Genomic DNA, 17,423 nt, shown 5'->3' on the forward strand with positions numbered 1-17,423 from the left:
AACCAGCCAAAGTGGCTGGTTTTTTTATGCCCTGAAAAAGAGAAAGGCATTGGAAGTGTGGAGGGCGAGAAGCCCCATGGGTTCGACATCTTTGTCGGGAACAAAGTGTACCGCGTCAGCGCCGCTTGCGGTCAGGCACAGGGACGTGCCTGAGGAAATCCCTCCACCCCTGCCAGCATTTAAGAAGCCTGCCATAGTTGCAGGTTTTTTTATGTCCAGGGAAGGACGGTATGCCGGAAATGTCAGGAACGTTTTTTCGGCGATGTCCAGGGATGGACGGTATGCCCGGGTTGTAGGGAACATTTCCCCGGCGATGCTCAGGGAAGGACGGTATGCCGGAAATGTCGGGAACATTTTTTGGCGATGTCCGGGGATACTATTCGACCCCACAGCACTTCATGATAAACTCATCAGCGATGAAAGCCTTAAGTCCCTATCAACAAGCTATTCTCACTGAACTGGGTATTGTTCAGTGGCATTTGCGCGCGCCACAACGGCTGGCATTGCTCGCTACAGATGCAGATACCGGTGTTGAAACTATTGCTGCCCGGCAGTTTACGGCTGCGGAGGCTGAAAACATCCCCGACACCCGCTTAGTTGAAGCTGGAACTTTGACAGAGCAGGAGATTGCAGATTCTCAGCCTGATGCTCCGCCAGTGACTGAGCAACATGAATATAACCAGCCACAGCAACAGCCTGTGCAGCAGGTGGATAGTCAGCATCCGATGTTTCAGGATATTCAGCTGGCGCTGAGGTCGCAACAACATGGGGCAGCGTTAAACTGGCAGGTCTCTGATAACTTCAGTTTTGATGGCAAGGTACTCAGCGCTCCCACACCACAGACCCTCAGCAATACACCGGAGCTTAAAAAGCAATTATGGCAACTGTTGCAGCAGCACCTTTAATTTTCAGCCCTATCAATGCTGACAATTATGACGCCGTTTTTCGTTTGCAATGCGCCTGTCATTCTCACCCCTGGTCGAGGGGCACCTTTGCCAGCTGTCTGACCCCTCCATACTTTGCCTGGCAGCTGAAAGGTGATGAGCAGTTACTGGGTTTTTACGTGGGCCTGCAGGTGCTTAAGGAAGCTACGCTGATGGATATCGGCCTGGCCCCTTCGGCCCGGGGGCAGGGATTATCCTATCTTTTGCTGGAACACTTTTTTGCCCAGTGCCGGGCAAAGGCCATGGAAGAAATCTGGCTCGAAGTCAGGGTATCCAATCAGGGGGCGATCCATCTTTATCAGAAAACCGGCTTTGAGCTAATTGAAACGCGCAAAAATTACTACCCCTGCGCCGAAGGCCGTGAAGATGCGCTGATTATGAGGCGCTTGCTGGCGGACTGAGCGGTTCGCAAAGACTGAAATCATTGGCTGATTGATTTACTGTGTATTTTCATCTTGTCGATACCCTTTGTGCTTGATTTCAGGGCGACTTCTGCCATCAATTTGGGTACAATCCGCGCCCATATAGTGATATTCAAGTGACCCCTGCCAGTAGATCTGGCACAGCAATAACAACAGAGAGTAACGTGGCCAGTAAAAGCTATCTTGAACAACTTAATAAGCGCAGAACCTTTGCGATCATCTCTCACCCGGATGCCGGTAAAACCACTATTACAGAGAAAGTCCTGTTGTTCGGTAAAGCCCTGCAAAAGGCCGGTACGGTAAAGGGTAAAAAATCCGGTCAGCACGCCAAGTCAGACTGGATGGAAATGGAAAAAGAGCGGGGGATCTCCGTGACCACCTCGGTGATGCAGTTTCCTTATCATGACCACCTGGTTAACCTGCTTGATACCCCGGGCCACGAAGATTTCTCTGAAGATACCTATCGTACGCTGACGGCCGTGGACTCCTGCCTGATGGTGATCGACTCAGCCAAAGGTGTCGAGGCCCGTACCATCAAGCTGATGGAAGTCACCCGTTTGCGTGATACACCCATTATCACTTTTATGAACAAACTCGATCGCGATACCCGCGACCCTGTGGATTTGCTTGATGAAGTGGAAGATGTACTGAAAATAAAGTGCGCCCCTATTACCTGGCCCATCGGCATGGGTAAGGAGTTCAAGGGCGTATACCACCTGCTGCGGGATGAAACCATTTTGTATCAGACCGGCCAGGGGCATACCATTCAGGACAGTCGCAATATCAAAGGGCTGGATAACCCGGAGCTGGATGACGCCATTGGCAGTTATGCTCAGGAATTGCGTGAAGTGCTGGAGCTGGTGCAGGGTGCGTCACATGAATTTGACCAGCAGGAGTTTCTGCGCGGTGAACTGACGCCGGTGTTTTTCGGTACCGCACTGGGTAACTTTGGTGTGGATCATATGCTCGACGGGTTGGTGGATTGGGCGCCGCGCCCTCTTAACCGTCAGGCTGAGCAGCGTGAAGTCAGCGTCGAAGAAGAAAAGTTCAGCGGCTTTGTATTTAAGATCCAGGCCAATATGGATCCCAAACACCGCGACCGTATCGCTTTTTGTCGCGTGGTTTCCGGCACCTTTGAAAAGGGCATGAAGTTGTTTCAAAGTCGTATTGGCAAGGATGTGCGTATTTCCGATGCCCTGACCTTTATGGCTGGCGATCGTGAGGCGCTGGATAAAGCCTACGCCGGCGATATTATTGGTCTGCATAATCATGGTTCGATCCAGATTGGTGATACCTTCAGTGAAGGGGAAACGCTTAAATTTACCGGCATCCCTAACTTTGCCCCGGAGCTGTTTAAACGAATTCGTCTGCGCGATCCGCTTAAGCAAAAGCAATTGCTTAAAGGTCTGATCCAGCTCGCCGAGGAAGGTGCGGTACAGGTGTTCAGGCCGCTACAGAATAATGACCTGATCGTTGGCGCCGTGGGGGTGTTGCAGTTTGATGTGGTGGTGGCCAGGCTGAAGGCTGAATACAAGGTCGAAGCCATCTATGAGCCGGTAAATGTCAGCACAGCCCGCTGGGTATACTGTGACGATGCCAAAAAGCTCGATGAGTTTAAGCGCAAAGCCGAGGTTAATCTGGCGCTGGATGGTGGCGACAATCTTACTTATATTGCCCCCACCATGGTGAACCTGTCACTGGCTCAGGAACGCCACCCTGATATTAAGTTTGTGCAAACCCGCGAACATTAGCATTTAACTGTAGGTCGGGATTTATCCCGACACAAATGCGGATGACGCCAGAATTGTCGGGCTTAAGCCCGACAGCAATGGCAGGCATTACCAAGGTTGTCGGAATAAATTCCGACCTACAACGGCCGAAAAAAGTTGAACTTAACGATGAATATACAACAGCTATTACTGGACAGATTTAAGCAGGCGCTGGGTAAGATTGATGCGCCCAAAGATACTAACCTGCCTTTGACCCGCAGCACCCGCCCCGAGTTTGGTGACTACCAGTTTAATGGAGCTATGGCGCTGGCCAAGACACTGAAACAAAAGCCAAGGGATATCGCCGAGCAAATCTTAGCTGCGGTTGAACTGGATGATATGGTCGAAAAGCTGGAAGTGGCCGGGCCGGGCTTTATCAATATTCATCTTCGCCCACAGTGGCTGGCACAAACGCTGAGTGACGCCCTGTCCAGTGCACATCTGGGTGTCGATAAAGAAACTCCGCAAACCGTGGTGGTGGATTATTCCTCTCCTAATCTGGCCAAAGAAATGCACGTGGGTCACCTGCGCTCCACCATTATCGGTGATGCTGTAGTCCGGACTCTGGAGTTTATGGGTCATAAAGTGATCCGCCAGAACCATATGGGCGACTGGGGTACCCAGTTCGGTATGTTGCTGGCCCATCTGAGCGACAAACTGGCGTCCGATCAGGTGGCGGAAACCGCCCTGTCGGATCTGGAAGATTTCTATCGTGAGGCCAAGATCCGCTTTGATGAGGAAGAGGGCTTTGCTGACCGTGCCCGCGAATATGTGGTGAGGCTGCAAAGTGGCGACACACAGTGCAGCCAGTTATGGCAGAAGTTTATTGATGTTTCTATCACTCACAGTGAAGAAGTGTATAAAAAGCTCAATGTTACCCTCAGCCGCGGCGATATTATGGGCGAAAGTGCCTATAACAAGGAGTTGGCAGGGATTGTGGCCGAGCTGAAAGAAAAGGGTATTGCGGTAGAAGATCAGGGCGCTCAGGTAGTATTTTTGCCCGAACTGGCCGACAAGGAAGGCAAACCGGCCGTGTACATTATTCAGAAATCCGGCGGCGGTTATCTCTACTCCACCACGGATCTGGCGGCTATGCGTTATCGTTCGTTCGATTTAGGCGCCGATCGTATTCTGATCTTCACCGATGCCCGTCAGGCACTGCATTTTAAACAGACCGAAATGGTCGGCCGAAAAGCGGGCCTGATACGCGAGCAAACCACCTACGAGCATTGCCCCTTTGGCATGATGCTCGGCAGTGACGGCAGACCTTTTAAGACCCGCACCGGTGGCACCATCAAGCTGGCCGATTTGCTCGACGAGGCCGTACAGCGCTCAGCAACCCTGCTGGCGGGCAGAGAGTCAGATCTTAATGATCAGCAGCGCGAAGAAATCGTGCGCAAAGTGGGTATCGGCGCGGTGAAATATGCGGATTTAAGTAAAAACCGTACCACCGATTATATTTTCAACTGGGATACCATGCTCAGTTTTGAGGGTAATACCGCGCCTTATCTGCAATATGCCTATACCCGGGTACAGAGTATTTTCCGCAAGGCCGAAGTGGCACAGGATGGGATCAAAGGCGAGATCATTATCAGCGAGCCTCAGGAACGGGCTTTGGCGGTACAGCTGACCCAGTTTGTTGAAGCTTTGCAACAGGTAGAGAAAGACGCTGCCCCCCATGTGCTGTGCAGCTATCTGTTTGAGCTGGCCAGCTTGTTTATGACCTTCTATGAGGCCTGCCCAATCCTCAAAACCGATGTGGCCGCAGAGCACCGTCAGAGCCGCTTATTGCTCGCCAGCCTGACCGCCAGAACCCTGAAAACCGGTCTGGAATTGCTGGGTATTGAAACCATGGAGAAAATGTAGCCTTTCCTGCGTACTTATCGAGCGGTTGAAAAGGTTATTGCATCAAGGAGGCACAGAGGACACAGAGATTAGAAGGTTAATGCTCTTTAAGCCTCTGTGTTCTCTGTGACTCTGTGGTTAGATTGCTGTTGTCCCGGAACGGGAACCCTAATCAGCGCCGGACTCTATACCATCCTGGTTTTCCATTTCCCCTGTCTGAATACCCATAAGCCTATAACGGCCAGCAGAGACTCCGCGATGGTGATGGCGATAAAAACACCATTAGTCCCTAACTGCCAGTATTGGGCAAGTCCGTACGCCAGTGGGATTTGCAACAGCCAGTAGCAGATAAAGTTAATTCTGGTGGGGGTCATGGTATCGCCCGCCCCGTTGAATGCCTGAATCAAAATCATGCCAATGCCGTAAAAGCCGTATCCATAGGCGATAAATCGCAGACAATTGACACCGTCAGCGATCACCAGCGGATCCTCGCTAAACAGACCGATTAGGGTTTCAGCAAAAAGAACAAAAATAACGGCCACTGCCAGCATAAAATACAGATTATACCGGGCCACTTTCCAGACCGATTGTTCGGCCCTGTCCGGCTTACCTGCCCCCAGATTCTGGCCTACCAGCGTTGCCACAGCGTTACTCATACCCCAGGCCGGCAGAATGGTGAAAATCACAATCCTGATAGCAATGGTATAACCTGCCACGGCGGCGCTTCCATAAGTGGAGACGATTCTGACCAGAGCTACCCAACTGGCAGTGGCAATCAGGAACTGCAGTATCCCGCCCAAAGAGACTCTGACCAGTGCCAGCATATCTGTCCACACAGGCTTCAATTGTGCCAGTCCAACCCGGATTCGGCTGGCTCTGCTGCTGCCGTGATGACATAAATGGTATAGCTGATAGATGACTCCGCTACCCCGACCTATCAGGGTCGCAACCGCTGCGCCTGTTACGCCCATTTCCGGAAAAGGACCAATACCGTAGATGAGCAGGGGATCCAGGACAATATTGAGTCCGTTTGCCAGCCACAGCGAGCGCATCGCCACATTGGCATCTCCTGCACCCCGGAAGATGGCGTTGATCAGAAACAGGTAGATAATGGTAATCGAACCTGTAAGCATCAGCAGCGTATAGTTTTTGCCCATCTCCAGCACCGCATCGTCTGCGCCCATTAAACGCAGTATCTCTTCGGCGTAACTGATACCTATGGCGGCAATCAGCAGGGATACCAGCATGCCGGTCCAGAGAGCCTGTCCGGCAACCTGATTGGCTTTTACGGTATTGCCTTCGCCAATGCGTCTGGCGACCATGGCCGTTACGCCCATACTCAGACCAATGGCGATGGCATAGATCAGTGTCAGTACAGCTTCTGTCAGGCCGACAACCGCCACGGCTTCGAAGCCCAGGGATGCAACGAAGAATATGTCCACTACGGCAAAGATGGACTCCATCATCATCTCCAGCACCATAGGCACCGCGAGTAAAAAGGCCGCAACACCAATAGAACCTTTGGTGAAATCCTGTTGTATATTGCCTGTCAGTGCTTGTTTAAATAATCCATACACAGAGGTGTGTTTTGTTGTGTGTTCCGTCATAAGAAAATCCTGTCGAACTCGCTTCAGACTCAATACGTCTGTCCGTCCGTCACCCCTGAACCGATGCGCTAGGCAGGGCATCACGGGCGATCACGAACAGTTCGGTATTGTGAAACGTAAAAATATGGACCTGCAGGCCCGGTAAAGTAAAAAGGTTATTCAGGGTTGCTGAGATTGAATCCCCGGAAGGCTCCGGACTGATTATTTAACAATCAGAAAATAAGGGAATGACCGGGGAACTCAACCTGAATGCAATATCAGCAATGCGTGTGATGACTGAATTGTTCATTGGCTTATCCTCGGTTGAAGCTGGTGGTTAGACTAGTCGGATTAATTATCTGTGGAGATTAGTATTACCCGGCTGATAGTAATTTGCCACTGGCAGAGCACGGGTTCAAGAATATATTTGTTAAAAAATGCAACAGGGGTATTGGCGTCAACAGTGCAGACAGGTGGCTAGAACACAGAGTTCAGAACGTCACTGCCCTGAATCTCTCTGTTCTATGTGGTTGAAAATGCCGTTTCTCAGGCCGAGAACAATAACCGGCTTTGCAGCCTGTCCTGTATTTTTTGCAACGACTGCTGGTTATCACCCACCATAATCAGGCTCGCCTGTTGCAAATCCATTCCCCGGCCCTGGTATTGACCGTCACTGAACTGCTGTTGCAGCTTCTGATTGTCTTTATGGGGCACCACAAACACAGTGACCTTACCGTATTCACCCTCAATCACCATGTGCAGGCTTTTTACCCGGTTGAAGTCACAAAAATTGGCGTAGTAGACTTTACCAATGTCATCGGTGAACTGACCGCCAAAACTGGCCAGTTTGGCATTCACCTGTTCAAGAGGCACATTTTCATCGACCTGCAGGGCATTCGCATCATGGTATACGTGGGCCAGGGCGTGTTTGCTCAGATCCACGTCCTGTTGCTGCCACAGGGTAAAACTCACTCCCAGCATAAATATCACTGAAGCGGCAATCGACAAATGCCAGCGGCGTTTTATCTGTTGTTGTTTATGAGATTGCATCGACTGCTTTAACAATAAACGCTGCGCCAGGCCGTCAGGCACCGGTACTTTTGCCGTATGCTGCAATGCCTTGTCCAGCTGCTTCATTTCATCCCAGAACTGCTGTTTGGCCGGATCACTGGCGGCGGCTGCTTTGACCTCTTTATTGTCACAATAAGGATTGGCATAAATGGTACGGCGGAATTCTAAATCATCCATTTTTACGCCCTCTTGTCTGTTCACTGCTTTCTAAAGCCTCTTTAATCTGATTTCTGGCCCGGAATAAACGGGTCATTACGGTGTTCTTGTTCAGGTCCAGTTGCTCTGCGATTTCATCACCGCTGTAACCGAACATAATCTGTAAGATAAGGGGCTCACGGTATTCTTCGCTTAAACTTGCCATGAGTTTATGTAACTGGCGGTGTTCAAGCTGGGTTTCATGGCCGGGCCCGTCGTCAGACAGCGCGACATCATCCATATCCACCAGGTCGAACTGCTTGCGCTCGAAGCGGCGGGCATTCTCTCGCCGCAATATGGTGATCAGCCATGACTTTGCCGCTTTCTCATCGTTCAGTGAATCGAGCGACTTCCAGGCTCGCAGGAAGGTTTCCTGAGTAATATCCTCAGCGACGGCTTTGTTACCCACCAGCCAGTATGCATAGCGATAGATGTCGCTGTGCAATGCCTGCACCAGGGTTTCATAGCGTTTTTGTTTGCTTATCATGTCCGTATTGACCGGGGGCGATATACTTTGCTTTCGTGAAAACATAAAGTTTTGCTACTTATTTTGTAATACCAGTTTAAGTGCACAGGCTGTTGATACAAAAAGTCCGGCGTCAGCCGGACTTTTTGTTTCCTAAGTTTCAGGCTTTTTTGACCTCAGCCACCCAGTTACGGATTTTGCTCTCCAGAATGGTCATGGGTACCGGACCATCCTTGAGTACCTCATCATGAAAACCCTTGTAATCAAAGTCTTCACCTAATTCATCCATGGCCCATTGCCGCAGTTCCATGATTTTTAGTTTGCCAATCATGTAAGCTGTGGCCTGTCCAGGCATGGCGATATAGCGCTCAATGGCTTTGGTGGCATCGCCCGCCGGGTTAGGGGTATTTTTAATCAGGTAATCAATAGCCTCTTCGCGACTCCACTTTTTCGCATGGATACCGGTATCCACTACCAGGCGACAGGCTCGCCATAACTCCATCGCCAGGCGACCGAAGTCAGAGTAAGGGTCTTCATAGAAGCCCATATCTTTGGCCAGTTCCTCAGTATACAGTCCCCAGCCTTCAGTATAGGCGGTGAAAGAGACATATTTCTGAAACTCAGGAATACCATCCAGCTCCTGGGCAATGGCCCTTTGCATATGGTGGCCTGGAATGCCTTCGTGATAGGCAAGGGCCTCCATCTGGTAGGTCGGCATATCCTGCATATTATACAGGTTGGCGTAGTAAGTACCTGGACGGCTGCCATCTTTGGCCGGGCTTTGGTAAAAGGCCTTGCCAGCAGACTTTTCTCTGAATTCTTCTACCCGTTTGACCACCATGTCAGCCTGAGGCAGCAGTCCGAAGTACTCAGGGATCTTTTCTTCCATGGTATCGATCAGCGCTTTGGCTTCACTCAGGTAGCGATTACGCCCTTCGTCAGTGGCAGGATAGTAGAATTGCTCATCGGTGCGCATAAATTCGAAGAATTCACTCAGGTTGCCGTCAAACTCCACCTGCTGCATGATCTCTCGCATCTGGTTGTGGATCCGCTCTACATTATCCAGCCCAATCTGGTGCACCTCGTCGGCATTAAGATCTGTGGTGGTAAACCACCGAAGACGGTTCTGGTACCACTTATCACCATCAGGTAAACGCCATACACCATCACCCTCAGGTGAGAGTGTTTGCTGATGAGCCAGTTCGTCGATCAGCTTGTCATAAGCTGGTTTGACTTTGGTGATTAACGCAGTTCTGGCTTGTTCCAGCATATCTTCTTTCTCGGTTTCACCCACTTCCAGCTGCGCGATTTTGCTATTAATGTCTTCCCAAATCGTGGAGCGTTTCTCCATTTCGGCAAAGGGAATGCCTGTTACCACATTTTCTGCCGCGGTAATCATCTGGTCGTAAGACCATTTGGGAGGAAATACGCCCAGCTCTTCACGGATTTTTAACTGATCAATCACCTGGTTGAACAGTGTCTCAACACCGTTAAGACGTTCTATGTAGGCTTCGGCGTCATCCAGAGTCTTAACGCTGTGAATGTTAATCAGAAAGCTTGGGACAGTGGTATGCCAGGCGCGGAATTGATCCATAATGTAGGTATGATGGCGAAATTTGTCGTTGGCCAGCTTTCGTTCGACATCGGTTTTGTAAACCTTAAAACTCAGCTTTTCCTGGTCGCTGAGCTGGTCGAGATCGAAGCTTTCCAGCTTAGCCATGCGCTCTTTGAGCAACGTTACCGTCTCGTTGTTGTGCTGTTCTGAGATATCGTCCCACTTTCCGTAATCCCATTTAAGCCCCAGATAACTTTGGTACATGGGTGAGCGCTGCAGATCCTGTTCAAAACTCTGTTCGAAAAATTCGGCCAGGCGCTGAGATTCACTCTGTTGCTGCTGTGCCTGTTGCTGCTGTGCCACAGTCGATTGCTGTGATTCAGGGGCCGGACTGCATCCGGTAATGGCCAGGGCGATTAGGCTGGCCTGAAATAATTGCTTATGTTGCATTGTCATGTTCCTGTCGTTGTTGTTATTCGAAAGTGTATTATTCAATCTTTAATGAGACCAACTTGTGCCCGGGTCTGGATTTTGATCTTACAGCTGTCTTACGTTGGGTTTGCAGTAAAGTGATCAGTTTATCGGCCTGCCAATCACGCTCTGTTTTGCCGTAACGACTGCCAAGTAGCAGATTGATCTGTTCATTCAGGGCCTGGTCTTGCAGACGCTGCTGGCAATCTGCCAGGTTGCCACTGATACCTAAGTTGCAGCATAGCCATGGGGTTAGTGCAGCGATAACGGCCTGACTATCGTGGCGCTTTATCGCCTGTTGCAATTGTTGCCAAAGCTGCTTTTCATCATCTGTTGCGGCCGTATTTGGTTTAATTCGCGCCGCTGATGGTTTACGACGACTCTGGCACCACCAGAGCAACAGGGTCAACAGCCATAAGACCAACAGCAGGATACTAATGACAGACCACCAGTTGCCGGGGCTGTCCTGATTTTCATCGGCAGATGCGGATTGCGGCTTATCCGGCGCTGTCTGCTGTTGGCGTTCAGATTGCTGTTGATTATCAGTATTATCGCTGCTGACAGGCAGAGGTACATCCTCTGCGGAGCTAATCTGTGCCGGAGCAACCTCAATTGTCTGCTCCTCCAGTGTGGCATACTCAGTCTGGCCGGTGAGGGTGTTAAACCAGGCCACCTTTACTTCAGGTATGGTTAGTGTGCCAGCCTGGGTCGGGATAATGGCAATGGTCTCACGGCGCTGTGCCACCAGTGTGTCATCCTTTTCCACTGTACTGGTATTGGCCTGATCCGGATAGCTTTTGAATTCATCAGGGTACTGGCTGTTAATTTCAGGCAATTGCTCTTCCACCACACCCAATGCAGTCAGGGTCAGAATCCGGGTAATAGGTTCACCCACTTTGTACTGATCGCCTGCACTTTGCCACTCCTGATGCAGTTCCACATATTCACTGGGTAGCCAGTGCTGGCGGTAATTATCCGGCATGGCCAGTACTTCAATATCTATGGGTTTACCGACCCGGCTGACCGGTTTGGACTGATTGAAAAATCCGTAGGAACGGTTGCTGGGCTGGGTAATCTCGCCGTCAAAGATGGGCCCCTCAATAGTAAATTTGCCACTGGATTGGGGAATAATCGCGAAGCGCCGCTCTATTACCCGGTAACGCTGGCCACTGGAGATTTCTGTGTACTCTTTGTCTTTACCAATCTGACGGATATCGGCATTCTCCAGCTTCGGCGCGGTCAGGCTGCCACGCTGCAGATCTCTGGATAAATACAGCTTCGCCACATAGTGGATTTGTTGCTGTAAATATACCTTATTCAGATCCACTTCGGTTTCAATATAGATGTCTCTGGCCTGGTTGGCACTGGACTGACTGGCAGGTAATACCATCAGTTCAATAGGCTCCGAGCGCTGACCGGCAATCTCAAAGGCCGGAATGGTAAACCTGCCTGCTTTTCGGGGAATAAGCCGGGTGGTCCAGCGAGTGGTGCGGGTCATATCGAAGTTGATAATCTGAGTCTGGGTGCTGACAGAGGTACGACCAACAACAAAGTCTTTAAGCAGCACAGAAGAATCAAACAGGTTGTTATCCACTGCATCATTGGCGGAGACCTCCAGTATGATGGCTTCATCCACCATAGCCGGATTTTTATCCACACTGGCCGTGACCTCAGTCACATCAGCCAGAGCCGGCAGCGATAAAAACACTGTAGCGGCCAGCATGGCCCAATACGAATTCAGTGTTCTGATAACCTTGTGCATTACCAATTCCTTTGTAACCTGTTGGGTAAAGATTGACGGCGACGCTGCTGATTTTCCAGCATCATTTTGCGCTTAAGCAGATAAGCAGGATCATCAGGAACTCTGCGCAATAACTTCTCCAGCCGTTGTTGTTGTTCACGCTCCTCATCGCTCAGAGGTTGTTCCTGTGCCTGTGAAGATTGTTGCTGTTCTGCCTCGTCCTGTTCGGTGGAGTCGCTTTCCTCAGCGGACTGTTGTTGTTCCTGCTGCTCCTGTTGTTGTTCCTGCTGTTGTTCCGATTGCTGCTCACTCTGCTGTTGATCGTCCTGACTGTTTTCAGGAGATTGCTGCTGATCCTGTTGCCCCTGCTCATTCTGGTTTTCGCCCTGCTGATTCTGATCCTGCTGTTGCTGATTATCCTCTGAGGACTGCTGCTGATCCGACGAATCCGAGGACTGCTGTTCCTGTTGCTCTTGCTGTTCTTTCTGTTGTTCCAGCAGCTCTTTATTAAAGCGGGCATCCTTATGCTCAGGATCAGCCTTAAGTGCCTTCTCATAGGCTTCTATTGCCTGATCCAGCTCGCCGAGTTTTGCCAGTGCATTGCCCTGGTTATACCAGGCCTGTGGCCCCTCGCTTGCGGAAAAGGCTTCCAGGGCTGCCTCATAATTGCCCTCACGGTAGTGGGCACTGCCGCGCCATAGTGGATCCCGGAAAGTTTCTGCGGCAGTGTCGTAATCTTTCTTCTTAAAGGCATTCTGGCCCTGCTGATCAGCACGCAGCCAGAGGTCGTCCCATAAACCGGCCTGTGCAGACGGGGTGTAAAAAACCGGTAATAACAGGTATAACATGGCCACACTCAACAGGCCGCGGCGAAAACCGTAGGCGGCCAGGGGTAATAAAATTAACAACAGATAGGGGCCTGCTTCGTGCCACTGATCTCCCTGATTATCTTCTTTTTGCTCCTTCTCTGCCTTGTCACGGCCCAGTAACGACTGATTAATCAGGTTGTCGATATCGCCGTCATCGGGACGCAGTTCGCTGAATACGCCACCGCCATTGCGGGCAATCAGCTGCAGATTGTCTTTGTCGAGCCTGGGGATCACAATACTGCCACTGCCATCTTTCATAAGCTCGCCATTTTGCAGTTTTATCGGCGCACCTTCTTCTGTGCCGACGGCCAGCACCGACAGACGATAATTACTCTGATTGATCAGTCTGGTCAGGGGCGCAACCTGAGCCATTTCCACCCCATCGGTGATCCAGAATATTTCACCTTCCTGATAACCTGCGCTTTGCAGCAATTCTGTTGCCAGTTGCAGGCCACTTTGCGGATCACTGCCGGGCATTGGCATGATCTCCGGTGACAGCGCCGGAATCAGGCTGATCAGCGTCTCACTGTCACTACTTAAAGGACTGATCACATAAGCGTCACCGGCATAGGCCACCAGCCCCGTTTCTCCTTCGGTGATCTGTTTAATCAGATCAATGGCCTTATATCTGGCACGGGTCAGCCGGTCCGGTGTGACATCGGTGGCGCGCATGGAAAAGACATATCCATTACCACCACCTTACCGGTATGTAACTGGTAAACCGGTTGTGGCAAGCGTTCCCAGGTGGGCCCGGCCAGTGCAACGCTGGCCAGTATCCAGCAGATGGCTACAAGATAAAGTGGCGGGCGGTTTCTGACTCCGCCCTGTGCTGTTAACAGGTGCTGATACAAATGGGGGGCCAGTACCTGCTGCCAGCCACTGCGATGACGATTCAGGTAAATCAGCGCAATAAACAGCACTGTGAGCGGGATCAGCGTCAGCAGCCACCAGGGGCGCAGAAAATGAAATTCGTTCAGCCACATCATACAGCCGCTCTCCTTCGCTGTCTTAACCAATACCAGACTGGCGGCAGACACAACAGGGCACTGAGCAGTAAAGCCAGTGCCAGCGGGTAGTAAAACAGTGCAGTTTGCGGGCGCATCTGCCGGCTCTCGCGGGCAATGGGTTCAAGTTCATCGAGGCGCGCATAGATGGCTTCCAGACTCTGGGTATCTCTGGCACGAAAATACTGGCCACCGGTACTTTGTGCTAACTCTGTCAGCATATCTTCATCCAGATCCGCAGAGGGGTTAACGCGCCGGTTACCGAAAAAACTCTGTACCAGCATCTGATCAGCACCAACACCAATGGGATAGATGGTGACATCGTTGGCAACGGCTAGTTCATTGGCCTGCTCCGGGCTGATATTTCCTGCGGTGTTCTGGCCATCGGTAAGCAGGATCAGAATCCGGTTTGATTCCTGTCTGGCCTCAAAGCGTTTCACTGCCAGGCCAATGGCATCACCGATAGCGGTCTGATCGCCTACCAAACCGATCACTGTTTCATCAAGAAGTTGCGCCACGGTCTCTCTGTCATAGGTCAGTGGCGCTTGCTGATAAGCTGTATCGGCAAACAGAATCAGCCCGATGCGGTCGCCCACCCGGCGCTGGATAAAATCTCCCAGTACATGCTTGATCATGCGTAACCTGTCTACCTGTTGACCGTTGACCACCATATCCTCAACTTTCATACTGCCGGACAGATCCACTGCCACCATCAGATCCCGCCCTTTGGCAGGAATATTAATCGGCTCGCCCAGCCACTGCGGACGTGCAGCCGCAAGCACCAGGCACAGCCACGCCAAAGTTGCCAGAATCAGTCGGGCAGCTCCGGGGCCGGCTGCGGATTTTACGCCGGGCAGGTCATTGTCTACCCGGGGCACCCTTAATGCTGCGGTCTGCACTTTCTGGCGGGATGGTAACAAGCGCACCAGTAACGGCAGGGGCAGGGCAAGCAGGGCCCAAAGCCAGGCAAATTCAAACATCACTGGCCTCCTTTTCAGAAGGGGGTAATGCCTTATGGATCCAGTCTCTGACCAGTGCTTTACAGGCTGCGCTATCCAGATTGGGCGATTTGTCCTGATACAATGTGTCCAGCAGCGGGCGGTATTGCTGCATAAAAGACGCCCGTTTTTTTTCAGGCAGCCTGGCGCCAAGAAATTCCAGCCATTGTTGTTGATGCAACGCCGCGCTTTGTGCTCTTGGGAAGTAACTTAAGGTCAATCGCTTAAGCAGGCTATTGAGTTGCTGCGGCCAGTCTTTGTCTGCCTCGCTGATCTGCTCCAGCTCAGATAAGGCCTGGCGCATGGCAGCGCGATAGCGATAGCGCTTTATCAGCCAGCGCACTGTGATCACAATCAGGCCCAGACAGAGCAGGGCTAATATCCACCATCCGGGGGCAGGAGGCCACCAGCTTACCGGCTCCGGCAGGTGAATATCTTTAAGTTGTTCAAGGGGGGAAGCGTTCATACTCGGCCCCCCAATTGCTGTTCCAGTGGCAGGCCGGCACTGATTGGCAGGACCTGACAACGGCATTGTTTGAGCTGGCTGTGGATATGTTCAAGTTGTTGTTGATGACGCTGCCGGTATGTCTGTGCCGTAGTCGCTTCACCCAGCGTCAGGCTCTGCGTCCGGTTGCCGTCGGTAATGCTGACATCCTGAGGGACCGGTACCTGGGGCAATTCATGCTCAAAAGGATCGCTGATAGGATAGGCCACCAGTTCACAATGACGACTGAGCTGGAACAGATGCTGGCGCGAAAGCTCGTCAAACTGACTGAAATCGCTGAGCAGAAAGATCAGGCTGCCGGGATGGGCCATACGCCGCATACGGGCACAGGCATCGGCAAAGGTAATTTGTGCGGTCTGCTCATTCTTTTGCGGATGCAGTCTTAATAAGCCATTGAGTAACGACAGTACGGCTTTTTGCCTTGTCATGGGCTTATATTCAAGGTGTTCGCTGTGATTGTAAATCAGCCCACCAATACGGTCCCCGCGTTTGCGGGCCGACCAGGCTATCAATGCGCTTAAATGAGCGGCCTGTACCGACTTAAACACGAAGCGGGTACCAAAATGCATGCTGGCACCGAGATCGGTGAGCACGAATATGGGCCGCTCCTTTTCTTCCCGGTACAGTTTGGTGTGGGTCTTGCCGGTTCTGGCCGTTACCCGCCAGTCAATGGCACGGATATCATCACCAGGCTGATAGTGGCGGGCTTCATCGAATTCCATCCCGCGCCCACGGGTTTTGGCCAGATAGGTGCCTGCCAGTTTTGACTGTATGGTCTTGCGCGGGGTCAAATCCAGCATCGATGTTTTGCTCTGGTAATAGAGCAACTCTTCCAGCGCCAGATTGACGCCGTCAGTATGATGGCGCTTCAGCCAGTCGGTTATTTCCTGCACTGACTGCTCCTAGGGTACCGGTACCAGTTCCAGGATCCGGGCCAAAACCTGATTGGTGGTAATGCCCTGTGCTTCGGCATCATAGCTGAGCAACAAACGATGGCGCAGTACATTGGCAAACACCGCCTGAATATCATCGGGGCCGACAAAATCACGGCCCAGCAGCCAGGCATGCGCGCGGGCACAGCGATCCAAAGAGATAGTGGCACGGGGGCTGGCGCCAAATTCAATCCAGCGGGCCAGATCCTGATCCAGCTTTTCCGGCAGCCGGGTAGCCATAATCAGTTGCACCAGATATTTTTCCAGCGCTTCAGCAAGATGGATTTGCAATACCTCTTCACGGGCCGCGAAAATATCCTGCTGGCTGAGATTAGGCGTCGCCACCTGTTTCAGGTGCAATGCTTCGTTGCGGGTCAGGCGCAGAATTTCCAGCTCTGTCTCGGCACCCGGGTAGTCGATTTCCAGATGCATTAAAAAACGATCCAACTGGGCTTCAGGCAACGGATAGGTGCCCTCCTGCTCAATCGGGTTTTGGGTCGCCATCACCAGAAACAGCTCCGGTAACGGATAGGTTCTGTTGCCAACGGTGATCTGCCGTTCGGCCATGGCTTCGAGCAGTGCCGACTGGACTTTGGCCGGGGCACGGTTAATCTCGTCTGCCAGCACCAGATTATGAAACAACGGGCCTTTCTGAAATACGAAGCTGCCGTCTTCCGGGCGGTAGATATCGGTGCCGGTAAGATCTGCCGGTAACAGATCCGGGGTAAACTGAACACGGTGAAAATCACCCTCAACACCGGTGGCCAGTGCGTTCACCGCACGAGTCTTGGCTAACCCGGGGGGGCCTTCAACCAACAGATGGCCGTCTGCCAGCAGTGCGATCAGAATATTTCTGGTGAGGGTGGATTGACCCAATACCTGGGCATCGAGATAGGTCTGAAGTTGTTTGAATTGTTCTACTGCCATTGCCCTTCCAAATCTTGTTTTGCTTAACTGCGCCGCATTTGCACTGATGCGATCCTGCGCCATTATTACCCTGTTAACTAGCTGTTATGGGGTCATTGCCCCCTAATCCAAGGTGATTGGCTA

At 51.6% G+C, this 17,423-nt stretch carries 15 protein-coding genes; 4 read left to right on the forward strand and 11 right to left on the reverse strand.

Annotated features, from left to right (window positions below):
• Positions 1-398 precede the first annotated feature (398 nt).
• The 4 genes from AT746_RS06125 to argS all read left to right on the forward strand — a co-directional run bounded on the left by AT746_RS06125 (position 399) and on the right by argS (position 5,001).
• Complete coding sequence (locus tag AT746_RS06125) at positions 399-905, forward strand: hypothetical protein (RefSeq protein ID WP_156413639.1); 507 nt, start codon at positions 399-401, stop codon at positions 903-905.
• Positions 878-1,345: a ribosomal protein S18-alanine N-acetyltransferase gene (gene rimI, locus AT746_RS06130; protein ID WP_062477873.1), complete on the forward strand. Its 468-nt coding sequence runs from the start codon at positions 878-880 to the stop codon at positions 1,343-1,345. Before AT746_RS06125 ends, rimI begins: the two co-directional genes overlap by 28 nt.
• 185 nt (positions 1,346-1,530) lie before the next feature.
• Positions 1,531-3,117, forward strand: coding sequence for a peptide chain release factor 3 (gene prfC / locus AT746_RS06135; RefSeq protein WP_062477876.1), 1,587 nt, complete (start codon positions 1,531-1,533; stop codon positions 3,115-3,117).
• Positions 3,118-3,264: 147 nt separating this feature from the next.
• Complete coding sequence (gene argS / locus AT746_RS06140; protein ID WP_062477879.1) at positions 3,265-5,001, forward strand: arginine--tRNA ligase; 1,737 nt, start codon at positions 3,265-3,267, stop codon at positions 4,999-5,001.
• A gap of 164 nt (positions 5,002-5,165) precedes the next feature.
• On the opposite strand, the gene AT746_RS06145 is transcribed toward argS, so the two are convergent.
• The 11 genes from AT746_RS06145 to AT746_RS06190 all read right to left on the reverse strand — a co-directional run bounded on the left by AT746_RS06145 (position 5,166) and on the right by AT746_RS06190 (position 17,300).
• Positions 5,166-6,587 carry an MATE family efflux transporter gene (locus AT746_RS06145; protein WP_062477882.1) on the reverse strand — a complete coding sequence of 474 codons (1,422 nt, stop codon included), beginning with the start codon at positions 6,585-6,587 and terminating at the stop codon, positions 5,166-5,168.
• Positions 6,588-7,112: 525 nt separating this feature from the next.
• Positions 7,113-7,814, reverse strand: a complete 702-nt coding sequence (locus AT746_RS06150; RefSeq protein ID WP_062477886.1) for a DUF3379 domain-containing protein — start codon at positions 7,812-7,814, stop codon at positions 7,113-7,115.
• Positions 7,807-8,364, reverse strand: a complete 558-nt coding sequence (locus tag AT746_RS06155) for a sigma-70 family RNA polymerase sigma factor (RefSeq protein WP_062477888.1) — start codon at positions 8,362-8,364, stop codon at positions 7,807-7,809. The genes AT746_RS06150 and AT746_RS06155 overlap by 8 nt, the downstream gene beginning before the upstream one ends.
• A 94-nt stretch (positions 8,365-8,458) precedes the next feature.
• On the reverse strand, positions 8,459-10,303 hold the full coding sequence (locus tag AT746_RS06160) for a DUF885 domain-containing protein (protein WP_062477891.1): 1,845 nt from the start codon (positions 10,301-10,303) through the stop codon (positions 8,459-8,461).
• A gap of 37 nt (positions 10,304-10,340) precedes the next feature.
• Positions 10,341-12,086 (reverse strand): BatD family protein, encoded by a 1,746-nt coding sequence (locus tag AT746_RS06165; protein ID WP_082633169.1) that lies wholly within the window; start codon positions 12,084-12,086, stop codon positions 10,341-10,343.
• The gene (locus tag AT746_RS06170; protein ID WP_335338208.1) at positions 12,086-13,606 is read right to left on the reverse strand and encodes a tetratricopeptide repeat protein; all 1,521 of its coding nucleotides are present in this window, start codon (positions 13,604-13,606) and stop codon (positions 12,086-12,088) included. The genes AT746_RS06165 and AT746_RS06170 overlap by 1 nt, the downstream gene beginning before the upstream one ends.
• Positions 13,573-13,920, reverse strand: a complete 348-nt coding sequence (locus AT746_RS20225) for a hypothetical protein (RefSeq protein ID WP_335338209.1) — start codon at positions 13,918-13,920, stop codon at positions 13,573-13,575. The genes AT746_RS06170 and AT746_RS20225 overlap by 34 nt, the downstream gene beginning before the upstream one ends.
• A complete protein-coding gene (locus AT746_RS06175) occupies positions 13,917-14,918 on the reverse strand; it encodes a vWA domain-containing protein (RefSeq protein WP_062477894.1) in 1,002 nt (333 codons plus the stop codon). Before AT746_RS06175 ends, AT746_RS20225 begins: the two co-directional genes overlap by 4 nt.
• Positions 14,911-15,402, reverse strand: a complete 492-nt coding sequence (locus tag AT746_RS06180; RefSeq protein ID WP_062477897.1) for a DUF4381 domain-containing protein — start codon at positions 15,400-15,402, stop codon at positions 14,911-14,913. Before AT746_RS06180 ends, AT746_RS06175 begins: the two co-directional genes overlap by 8 nt.
• A complete protein-coding gene (locus AT746_RS06185; RefSeq protein ID WP_062477900.1) occupies positions 15,399-16,334 on the reverse strand; it encodes a DUF58 domain-containing protein in 936 nt (311 codons plus the stop codon). The genes AT746_RS06180 and AT746_RS06185 overlap by 4 nt, the downstream gene beginning before the upstream one ends.
• Positions 16,335-16,343: 9 nt before the next feature.
• The gene (locus tag AT746_RS06190; protein WP_062484015.1) at positions 16,344-17,300 is read right to left on the reverse strand and encodes an AAA family ATPase; all 957 of its coding nucleotides are present in this window, start codon (positions 17,298-17,300) and stop codon (positions 16,344-16,346) included.
• Between the last annotated feature and the right edge of the window lie 123 nt (positions 17,301-17,423).

Origin of the sequence: Lacimicrobium alkaliphilum, assembly GCF_001466725.1 — a bacterium.
In the GTDB taxonomy this organism is placed as follows: domain Bacteria; phylum Pseudomonadota; class Gammaproteobacteria; order Enterobacterales; family Alteromonadaceae; genus Lacimicrobium; species Lacimicrobium alkaliphilum_B.

What these genes read in the sequence shown, in the direction of transcription:
- AT746_RS06180 (WP_062477897.1), bottom strand. Translation starts at nt 15,402, where the DNA reads ATGAACGCTTCCCCCCTTGAACAACTTAAAGATATTCACCTGCCGGAG.
- AT746_RS06175 (WP_062477894.1), bottom strand. Translation starts at nt 14,918, where the DNA reads ATGTTTGAATTTGCCTGGCTTTGGGCCCTGCTTGCCCTGCCCCTGCCG.
- argS (WP_062477879.1), top strand. Translation starts at nt 3,265, where the DNA reads ATGAATATACAACAGCTATTACTGGACAGATTTAAGCAGGCGCTGGGT.
- rimI (WP_062477873.1), top strand. Translation starts at nt 878, where the DNA reads ATGGCAACTGTTGCAGCAGCACCTTTAATTTTCAGCCCTATCAATGCT.
- AT746_RS06165 (WP_082633169.1), bottom strand. Translation starts at nt 12,086, where the DNA reads ATGCACAAGGTTATCAGAACACTGAATTCGTATTGGGCCATGCTGGCC.
- AT746_RS06125 (WP_156413639.1), top strand. Translation starts at nt 399, where the DNA reads ATGATAAACTCATCAGCGATGAAAGCCTTAAGTCCCTATCAACAAGCT.
- AT746_RS20225 (WP_335338209.1), bottom strand. Translation starts at nt 13,920, where the DNA reads ATGATGTGGCTGAACGAATTTCATTTTCTGCGCCCCTGGTGGCTGCTG.
- AT746_RS06190 (WP_062484015.1), bottom strand. Translation starts at nt 17,300, where the DNA reads ATGGCAGTAGAACAATTCAAACAACTTCAGACCTATCTCGATGCCCAG.
- AT746_RS06155 (WP_062477888.1), bottom strand. Translation starts at nt 8,364, where the DNA reads ATGTTTTCACGAAAGCAAAGTATATCGCCCCCGGTCAATACGGACATG.
- AT746_RS06160 (WP_062477891.1), bottom strand. Translation starts at nt 10,303, where the DNA reads ATGCAACATAAGCAATTATTTCAGGCCAGCCTAATCGCCCTGGCCATT.
- AT746_RS06170 (WP_335338208.1), bottom strand. Translation starts at nt 13,606, where the DNA reads ATGCGCGCCACCGATGTCACACCGGACCGGCTGACCCGTGCCAGATAT.
- AT746_RS06150 (WP_062477886.1), bottom strand. Translation starts at nt 7,814, where the DNA reads ATGGATGATTTAGAATTCCGCCGTACCATTTATGCCAATCCTTATTGT.
- AT746_RS06145 (WP_062477882.1), bottom strand. Translation starts at nt 6,587, where the DNA reads ATGACGGAACACACAACAAAACACACCTCTGTGTATGGATTATTTAAA.